General features: G+C 33.8%; 8 protein-coding genes and 1 pseudogene. All 9 read left to right on the forward strand.

The features are described 5' to 3' along the window. Positions 1–1068, forward strand: a pseudogene (locus tag CCZ01_RS10485) (hypothetical protein); the annotation flags it as partial. After that, positions 1068–1790 (forward strand): VirB8/TrbF family protein, encoded by a 723-nt coding sequence (locus tag CCZ01_RS09110; RefSeq protein WP_112052907.1) that lies wholly within the window; start codon positions 1068–1070, stop codon positions 1788–1790. The pseudogene CCZ01_RS10485 and the gene CCZ01_RS09110, both read left to right, overlap by 1 nt. A 260-nt stretch (positions 1791–2050) precedes the next feature. Beyond that, positions 2051–2980, forward strand: coding sequence for a P-type conjugative transfer protein TrbG (gene trbG / locus CCZ01_RS09115; RefSeq protein ID WP_258437175.1), 930 nt, complete (start codon positions 2051–2053; stop codon positions 2978–2980). Beyond that, positions 2980–3510, forward strand: a complete 531-nt coding sequence (locus CCZ01_RS09120; protein ID WP_112052908.1) for a hypothetical protein — start codon at positions 2980–2982, stop codon at positions 3508–3510. The genes trbG and CCZ01_RS09120 overlap by 1 nt, the downstream gene beginning before the upstream one ends. Then, on the forward strand, positions 3507–4769 hold the full coding sequence (locus tag CCZ01_RS09125; RefSeq protein ID WP_112052909.1) for a TrbI/VirB10 family protein: 1263 nt from the start codon (positions 3507–3509) through the stop codon (positions 4767–4769). The genes CCZ01_RS09120 and CCZ01_RS09125 overlap by 4 nt, the downstream gene beginning before the upstream one ends. Before the next feature lie 49 nt (positions 4770–4818). Next, complete coding sequence (locus CCZ01_RS09130) at positions 4819–6048, forward strand: DUF5710 domain-containing protein (RefSeq protein ID WP_112052910.1); 1230 nt, start codon at positions 4819–4821, stop codon at positions 6046–6048. After that, positions 6045–7811, forward strand: a complete 1767-nt coding sequence (locus CCZ01_RS09135) for a type IV secretory system conjugative DNA transfer family protein (protein WP_112052911.1) — start codon at positions 6045–6047, stop codon at positions 7809–7811. Before CCZ01_RS09130 ends, CCZ01_RS09135 begins: the two co-directional genes overlap by 4 nt. Positions 7812–7924: 113 nt before the next feature. Continuing rightward, on the forward strand, positions 7925–8554 hold the full coding sequence (locus CCZ01_RS09140; RefSeq protein ID WP_112052912.1) for a recombinase family protein: 630 nt from the start codon (positions 7925–7927) through the stop codon (positions 8552–8554). Positions 8555–8576: 22 nt separating this feature from the next. Then, the gene (locus CCZ01_RS09145; protein WP_258437176.1) at positions 8577–9323 is read left to right on the forward strand and encodes a nucleotide-binding protein; all 747 of its coding nucleotides are present in this window, start codon (positions 8577–8579) and stop codon (positions 9321–9323) included. Positions 9324–9397 lie beyond the last annotated feature (74 nt).

Raw genomic sequence — 9397 nt, forward strand, 5'->3', positions numbered from 1 at the left:
GATCCCATTTGGCAATCATTCTCACAACTTGCTACAGGTGTAAATCAGGGGAGAGATGTTACACCTGCAAATATCATTACTCAAGCAATCGAATTAGTCAAGATTATTTTTGATAAACTAGATTTTAAAGCCGAATCAATTATGTATATTATTTGTGGAGTGATTATTTTAATTGCAATTGTATTTATGGCGATTGAATTATTCATTGTTTATATCAAATTTTTCTTAATGAATATTTGTGTGTTTTTTGCGTTGACACTTGGAGCATTGGAACAATTTAAACAAATTGGACTCAATCCTATTTTGAGTTTTATCAAAATAGGGATTGAACTCTTTTTTATTCAAGGATTGATAGCACTTTCAATTAATTCAATTGAAATGATGCATGTGGAAATCTCAAAAGAAAAAACTATAGAACTTATTTTAACTATTTTAGCTACAGCCCTTATTTTTGTGATTGTAGTCAAACAGGTTTCAGGAGTGATTGAATCTATTTTTCAAGGCACAATCGGTAACAATGCTGATGTAGCAAGTGGATTTAAGGCTATTGCCGCAACGGCTATGGCTGGAGCAGCGATGGCAACAAGCGGAGCTGGGACAATTGGAGGGGCATTTAGAGCAGTTCAAGCCGCACGAGGATTATCGGAAGAGAATGGAAATAGTGTTTTAGGTAATCTTGCAAAATCTGCTCAAGACACCTTGAAAACAAATATTGATAAGGGCATTGAAGATCTTAGTAAAAATTCATTCGGTGGCAAAATGGCTGATGATTTGAATGCTAAAACTGAAGATCTCAAAGCTCAAAAAGAAAATAATATTTTAGGTGAAGTGGGTGGAGCTGAAGAGAATAGCAACAATATTAACTCTGAATCAACTTACCATTCTCCAATTAATGAAAACTTAGGAAATGGCAATCACATAGACATTGAAAACGATAACACAACTCCACAAGAACAAGACATTGAATCTAAAGAAGAGAATGACTCCAAAGAAAATAATGCTGAAGAAATTAATTCAGAGATTGAGTTTGAAGAACAAGATAAAGACACCAAAAAAGGAGAAAAGTAATGTCTATTCCGCTTTTGACTTACAAAAAAGAAGAGAAAGATTTGAAAAATGAAGCAAGAGAGAACATAAAAAAAGAGGAAATAAATACTTATATTGCTGGGCGTGAAGAATGGTTAGAGCGCTATGGTGGATATATTGCTCAAAAGAGAAATTGGCAGATGATAGCTTATGCTTGTTTAGCCATTTGTTTTGTGTGTGTTTGTTTTATTGGGTTTATGGGAACTCAAAACAAGCTTGTGCCTTATATTGTAGAAGTTGACAAGCTCGGCAAAACAAATGCGGTTGCAACTGCAAACACTATTAATTTAAAAAATGACAATGTCATCAAATATTCATTATCAACTTTCATTTTTGGTTGGCGGTCTGTTTGGGCAGAACAACAAGGACAAAGAAAGTTTATCCTTGACGCTTATAACTATCTTAAACCAAATTCAGCAGCTTTTACAATGGTTAATGAATACTTCAGACAAAATAATCCGTTTGAAGTCGCAACAAGAAATACAATCTCAATTACCATCAATACCATTATTCCACAAAATCCTACAACTTGGCAAGTTGAATGGACAGAGGAGGTAAGAAATACAGCAGGTGAAAATATGAATACGATTCGCTATCGTGGATTGTTTGCAGTAGAGCAGATTATTCCCTCTACTGAAGAGCAAATTTTAAAAAATCCTTTAGGGGTTTTTATTTCGGAAATCAATATTTCAAAAATCTTGTAAGAAAGGAGAAATTGGAGAAAATTACAGTGTGATATAATGTCGTTGTGAGGTTGCCTCTTGTGAGGTCAGATCTCACAAGGGAATTTTGCCTCGCAAAAAGGAGGCGAAGTGCAAATCGTAATTGTGATTGTAGCATTAGTTTGCTTAACAATTCCTCTTTATTAAGAGGTAAGGGCGGCGGTCGTAAGCACTGCCGTTCCTTAGCGATTCCTCGCTTACGCACATATCATACTTTAATTTTCTTAAAAGGAGATGAAAGTATGAGAAAATTACTGGCAATGGCTTTTGTGTGTAGCGTTTTAAATGCCGTCCCACCTTCTCAAGAAAAAATTAATTTCTTAAGTGAAGATGATATTGAACTAACTAATGAAGAACTGAAAAATTTAGAATTGGCGCAGCAATTTATGAATTCTGACGGGGTTTCTGTTTTAGGCAATAATGGGGTTGTGCGATTTTTGTATGGACAAAATTTACCTAGTGTTATTTCAGCTCCGTTACAAATTACGGATATTGTGCTACAAGAGGGAGAGAGCATCCAAGATGTTCAGATTGGAGATTCTGTGCGTTGGACTTTGGCTATAAGTCAAAGCGGAACATCAGAAAATGCTACAGCACACATTATTATCAAACCTTCAGATGCTGGACTCCAAACAAATTTAGCGATTTTAACGGATCGAAGAACCTATTATCTCAAATTAATCTCCAAAGCTGAAGATTATATGACAGCAGTCGGTTTTGAATATTCAGATAATCTACAGGCTACCTTAAATGCCTACAAAAAGGCACGCATCAAAAAAGCAGAAAGCAAACAATTTGAAGTTGAGCAAGGCATAACAAGCAATATTGATAATTTGAGTTTTGATTATCGTATCGAAGGAAATGCTGATTTTAGACCTATCCGCGTATACACTGATGGAAAGAAAACTTATATCCAAATGCCTGAGGATATGACTTTTTATGAAGCACCAATACTAATGATACTTGACAAAAGCAATGATCCACAAATGGTAAACTATAGACTTAAACACGATCGATTCATCGTTGACAAGCCATTTCAAAAAGCCATTTTATATAAAAACGCAGGGTGGTGGAAACAAGAAAAAATCACAATCACACGCATTAATAACGAACAATACCGACAAGAAGTAACAGATAAAGTTCTTTATGAGCTTACAGGTAAGGGGCAATAATGAAGCAGGTATTATCAATCATCTTCTTTTGTGCTTTCTTTGTGGGCTGCTCACAAAGAGCCTACTTTCAAAGTTTCATTGATCCAAGCGTGGAAGTGCCTTTACAAGAAAAAGTAGCTGATGATTTAAGTATTTTTTTGAGAGAATATTTTAATCCAGCAAATACAACTTTGTACATTCATCCTCAAATGTCCGCATTGCAACCTGTTTTAGAGGAAAAACTACAAAAGTTTGGTTTTGGATTAACAGACAATGAAGATACAAAAAATGTTACTTATGTAAGCTATGAAATTGCAAAGTCCGATAATTATTTACTTGTAACCTACAACATTAATGAGGCAAGAATTAATAAAACTTTTATTATTGAAAAAGACGGTGTCATCAAGCTACAGGGCTATACAAATTTGAATTTTAATCGCCCAAAAGTTTGGACAGCACCCATTGTTTTAGCTCCAAAAGAAGAATCTGCAAAAAAGACTTCAAAAAAAGTCATACAAAAAAACAAAACAGGTAAAAAGAATACAAAATGAAAGAGCAAGATATTTTGAAGTCTCCAACGAGTCTTAACTTGAAACAAACTTTCGATAATCCAATCAAAAGATTATCAAAAGTACCTTTGATTGTTATTGCATTGATTCTTTTTATTTTTGTTGTGGGTATTGTCTATGCAATTTCAAGTCGTAACGCTCAAAATCAAATTGATAAATCAAGTCAAATGAAAATCACAACAGAACAACAGCAGACAGCAACAACCACAACAGCAAATACAAATGATTTCATAGATGAATTAATGATTCCTAGCTCAATCCCTCCAAAGGAAGCAAGTGAGGAGAGTACAATACCCCCTTCTACGGACACAGCCACCCCACAACCTCAAAATATTCCTCCCGCACCTATCCCTGAAGATCCACAAGCAAGGCTAGTCAGTGAACAACAAAATAGAATTGATACCTTAAAAATGGAACTCAAGTTGAAAGCTATGGGTGCACAAACTCAATTACAGCTTAAGCAACCATTAGCAAATACAAATACAGGTGCTTTAACAAATAGTATAGCTGAACATGGAGGAGGTAGAACAGATTTTAACCCTTTGGAACTTGCAAAAATGGGGAGGGGTGAAGTTGAAGACAATGACGACAGAATTGCTAAATTCATGAACAAAAAAAGTGAAAGTGGGGGATACCTTGAAAGAATGAAAATACCACAATTTTCGCCTTATGAACTAAAAACAGGATGGATTATTCCCGCAATGCTCATCACCTCTATTAATAGCGATCTGCCCGGATCAATACTCGCTCAAGTTACAGAAAATATTTATGATTCAGCAACTGGGCAATATTTATTAATTCCTCAAGGTTCAAAGCTCATCGGTGAATATTCATCAAATATTATTTTTGGACAATCTAGGTTAATGGTTGCGTGGACTCGCATAGTTTTTCCCGATGGCTCTACCTTAAATCTTGAAAAAATGGCTGGACACGATAGTGGTGGTGTTGTTGGCTTTGAAGATCAAGTCAACAATCACTATTTCAAAATATTTTCAAATGCGATTTTGATGTCTGCAATCACGGCAGGAGTTACAGTGGCAGCAGATAAAGGAGAAAATCCATACAAGGAGACAATTAATGACAAAGTAATAGCAGCAGCAGTAGCACAATTAGGACAGGTGGGGATTGAGCTTATTCGTAAAAATATGAATATAGCTCCAACCTTAGAAATTAGAAGCGGGTATCGATTTAATGTCTTTGTAACAAAAGACATTATTTTAGAACCTATCAACAATTACTAAAAGGATTTTTCACCTCCAAAAGAAGAAAATAACACAGGAGCAACAAAATATGCCTAAAAAATATTTACATGTTCCCTTTGAGGAAAAAAATCAAGCAAAAGCACTAGGGGCTTTATGGGATAAGGATAAAAAACTATGGTATATCCCTGCTTGGAAAGAAGAAAATGGGTTTAGTCAATGGCTACTGCCACAAACACAACAAAATTATAATTTTGAATCAATTAAAGAAGAATTCAAAGCAGCATTAATACAAAGTGGGCTTATTATAGATGATATGCCCATTATGGATGGAAAAATTCATCGTGTAGCAGTTATAGGTGATAAAGGTCGTCAGACAAGTGGGGCGTATGCTGGTTTTATGGATCATCGCCCTGCAGGGTGGTTTCAAAATTATAAAACGGGTGAAAAGAAAAATTGGGTTACTCAACAATACTATAACCAAAACGATCAGGATAAAAATCAACGCATTCAAATTGAGAATGCCATTATTGATAATAAGAAAAAAGTTAATCAAAAGATTCAAGATTTAGAAGAGCAATATAAATCAACCGCAAATCGTATAAATTTAGAATTTGAAAATGCTCGATGGGCAAACACAAATCATCCTTATCTTACCAAAAAAGGACTTGATAAGAACTATTATCTTAAGCAAGACAAACATGGAAATTTGCTCATACCTCTTAGGGATGTTGATGGTCATTTGTGGGCTGTGCAAAGGATTTTTGAAAATGGCGATAAGATGATAGGCGTTTTAAGGACTACAGAAGAAAAAGAAAAAGATTTACGATTCCCGGCAAAAAAATTGGGTAGTTTTTTTGCAGTTGGCTGTAAGTTTGAAACTATACCTACATTAAAAAAATTAATCATTGCAGAAGGATTTGCAACTGCGGCAACATTGAATGAAGCCCTAAAACAACCCGTAATAATGGCTGTAGACGCTGGTAATATGTCACATGTAGTTGAAAATCTGATTAAAAAATATCCCGATAAAGAGATTATTATCGCGGCAGATAATGACATCAAAAGAGTACGTAATGGTGAAAAAAATGTCGGCATTGAGGCAGCATTAGAAATTCAAGAGAAATTCAATAATATAAAAATTATAAAACCAGTTTTTACCCAAAACGAAATTGATGAAGGATATTCAGATTTTAACGACATTTTTAAAAGTAGAGGTATTGAGGCAGTCAGAAATACCTTTAGAAAAGTATTACAGAATACAGAACAAAGCTTACATCAAAAACAAATCATTTCCAAAGATAAAGGTTTAACTCAATGACAGAAAAAGATCAAAATAAAAAGAAATTAAGGGTTATTGCCGTAGTTATTGCAATAATTTGCACTTTTTTAGTATTCAATGTTAGTGCAACTCAATTTTTAGCTTGGTATTTTCAATATTCTCCAACTTTGGGAGAGCCTTTACTTAATGGGCTTTACTTTCCCTTTAACTGGATTGAATGGAGCAGCCTCTATTATAGCTTTCATTCTAATTTCTTTAACTTTTATTTTTTAGGATTATTTGTTTCTGCAATTTTACTGATTTCTTTTGGTGTCTTAATCAAAATGTCGATTCAAAGACGATTAAAATCCATTGAGACTTTACATGGATCAGCTCATTGGGCAACTAAGAGAGAAATAGAAGAAATGGGATTGCTGGGGAATGAAAATGGTGTTTTTGTAGGTGGCTGGAAAGAAAATAATACACTACATTATCTCAAACATAACGGGGCAGAACATCTTATTTGTATTGCTCCAACAAGAAGTGGAAAAGGTATAGGTATTATTATTCCAACATTGCTAAACTGGAATGAATCTTTACTGTGCATTGATATTAAGGGTGAAAATTATGCTTTAAGTGCTGGTTTTAGAAAAAAGTATTTCAATAATAGAGTAATGTTTTTCAATCCTACAGATACGACAGATAAAGGCGTAAAATTCAACCCTCTTGAAGAAATTCGCATTGATAGTGATTACGAGGTGTCAGATAGCCAAAATATTGCTAAGATATTGCTATATAGGGGGATATCTGATAATGGTAAAGATATGTACTTTAAAGATGAAGGTTTTACCTTTTTAACAGCAATTTTTTTATATGCGTTAAAAAATGCGAGAAAGAAAGACCTTGCATGCCCATGCTTAGGAGATATTTATAAAATTATCAATGATCCACAAAATCAAATTGATGAAGTTCTAGAAGAAATGCTCAATAACGAAAATGAAACTATTTCATCTGTGGCAAGATCAATGCTTAACAAAGCTGAATCTGAAAAAAGCGGTGTTATAGGAACAGCAACGGCAGCATTGAATTTATATATCGATCCCATTATCAACAAAAACACGAATAAGAGTGATTTTAAAATCAATGACTTAGTCAATGGATCAAATCCTTCAAGCCTATATATTATTATTCCACCTAATGACATCAAACGATTACAGCCTCTATTCAACCTAATCTGCAACCAAATTTTTTCTATTTTAACAAGAGATGGAATGGATTTTTCAGATTCTCAAGGTAGCTCAAAGCATAAATATAGATTATTGGGTATGTTAGATGAAGTTGCAGCTCTTGGAAAAATCGATATTATTGAGTCTGGTATTGCATATTTAGCCGGATATGGGATCAAGCTTTTTTTAGCAATTCAAGATATTTCACAACTCAATCACATTTATTCTCAAAATAACTCTATCGTCTCAAATTGCCATATCCGAATATGTTATGCTCCAAACACAAATGCGACCGCAAAATTAATTTCAGATATGGCAGGAACAACAACAATCATAAAAAAACAAATTACTAAATCAGGAAAAAGCACAAATCTATATATGAATAGCATATCTGAAACAATGCAAGAGATAAGTCGACCGCTCATTACAATTGATGAAGTAATGAGAATTAAAAGTGCAAAGAAAAAAGATGGAAAAGTTATTGAAGCTGGGGATATGATTATTTTCATTGCAGGAAATGCACCAATCTATGGTAAACAAACTTTATTTTTTAAAGATGAAATTTTGTTAGCAAGATCACAAGTAAAATTACATTAAAATGTACATTTTAGCATATAGTTATTATGAATAATAATATCGGTTTAAATTTAATATATTTTTAAATTTAAAATGGTATAATAACTTTAAATTTAAATAGGAGGTTATTTTAAATGAATCTGGCGTATTTGAGAGTCTCTACCCACAAACAGAGTATTGATTCTCAAAGATTGGCTATCTACAATTACTGCCAACAACATAAGATTCAAATTGATGAATTTATTGAGGTAGAAATTAGTAGTCAAAAATCACGAGAGCAAAGGAGAATTCAAGAGCTGATCGATAAACTCCAAAAAGGAGACTTATTAATTATTACAGAATTAAGTCGGTTAGAACGAGGCACACTTGAAGCCATGCAACTTATTTTGGCACTGACAAAAAAGGGCGTGGAGATTATTTTTATCAATCAGCCACAGCTCTCCACAAATCAACCAACCGTCATCAGGGAGTTACTTACCGCAATTTACTCCTTCATCGATCAATCTGAAAGAGAAAGAATTTCAGAACGAACAAAAGCAGGTCTTGAAGCAGCAAAAGCAAAAGGTAAGCTATTAGGACGCCCTAAGGGTGTGCGTGGAAAGTCTATGTATGATGAGGATACACAAAAAATCATCCATTACATAAAGCAGGGCATTTTGATTAGTCAAATATGGAAATTGATTGGAAAAAAGGGAAGCTATCATGCATTTTGGAACTTTTGCAAAAGGACACCCGAAATCCAACGCGCGTTTCAAGAAAAATAAAAAACAAGCAAGGAGTTATAAAATGAATAAAAAAAGTAATGAGGTGGCAAGAAAAATGGTGCATATTATTATTAATGCAAAAGGTGGGATTGGTAAAAGTTTTGTCAGTTCTTTAATTACACAATATCTTATGGACAATACCAAAAGTGTAATAGCGATTGACACCGATCCAAACAATACAACACTTTTAAACATCAAAGCATTAAACGCACATTTTATTGCTCTATTCAATGAAGAAGGAAAATTTGAAAGGAGCAAATTTGATAAGCTTATGGAGCTTATTGTTCAAAAAAATAACGATCATTTTGTAGTAGATTGCGGTGCAACTACATTTAATCCTATTTTGGAGTACTTGCAAGAAAATGAAGTTATTGAGTTTCTTCAATCTCAAAATTGCGAAGTAATTATGCACATTCCAATCGTAGGTGCACAAGCACAAGAGGAAACAATTAAAGGTGCAATGAAAATTATTGAAGCTTTTAATTGTAATTTTGTGATATGGCTCAATGGTTATCACGGAAAAATTGAAAGAGGCAATAAGAAATTTGATGAGTTTGAGGAATATCAAGCAATGAAGAGTAAATTAAAAGCAGTTATTCAACTTAGTCAAGTTCCCGAAGATACAACGGGCAAAGATTTGGAATTGATGACAAGATCTAATCTTACTTTCAATGAAGCGATTGAGAGTGGGCAATTCAATATTATGAGTAAGCAACGCTTAAAGATTTACAAAAGAGATACATACGAAGCGATGGCAATCGCATTTTAAAGGAGAGAATATGCAAAAATACCCAGAAGTGTATAGTTTAGAGGAAAGTTTAGCGATATTGGATAAATATAAAG

Origin of the sequence: Helicobacter monodelphidis (assembly GCF_003288845.1) — a bacterium.
Lineage (GTDB): Bacteria > Campylobacterota > Campylobacteria > Campylobacterales > Helicobacteraceae > NHYN01.

Bases quoted from the DNA above. Each gene is read 5' to 3' on its own strand.
- CCZ01_RS09125 (WP_112052909.1), top strand. From the start codon at position 3,507: ATGAAAGAGCAAGATATTTTGAAGTCTCCAACGAGTCTTAACTTGAAA.
- trbG (WP_258437175.1), top strand. From the start codon at position 2,051: ATGAGAAAATTACTGGCAATGGCTTTTGTGTGTAGCGTTTTAAATGCC.
- CCZ01_RS09130 (WP_112052910.1), top strand. From the start codon at position 4,819: ATGCCTAAAAAATATTTACATGTTCCCTTTGAGGAAAAAAATCAAGCA.
- CCZ01_RS09140 (WP_112052912.1), top strand. From the start codon at position 7,925: ATGAATCTGGCGTATTTGAGAGTCTCTACCCACAAACAGAGTATTGAT.
- CCZ01_RS09120 (WP_112052908.1), top strand. From the start codon at position 2,980: ATGAAGCAGGTATTATCAATCATCTTCTTTTGTGCTTTCTTTGTGGGC.
- CCZ01_RS09110 (WP_112052907.1), top strand. From the start codon at position 1,068: ATGTCTATTCCGCTTTTGACTTACAAAAAAGAAGAGAAAGATTTGAAA.
- CCZ01_RS09145 (WP_258437176.1), top strand. From the start codon at position 8,577: ATGAATAAAAAAAGTAATGAGGTGGCAAGAAAAATGGTGCATATTATT.
- CCZ01_RS09135 (WP_112052911.1), top strand. From the start codon at position 6,045: ATGACAGAAAAAGATCAAAATAAAAAGAAATTAAGGGTTATTGCCGTA.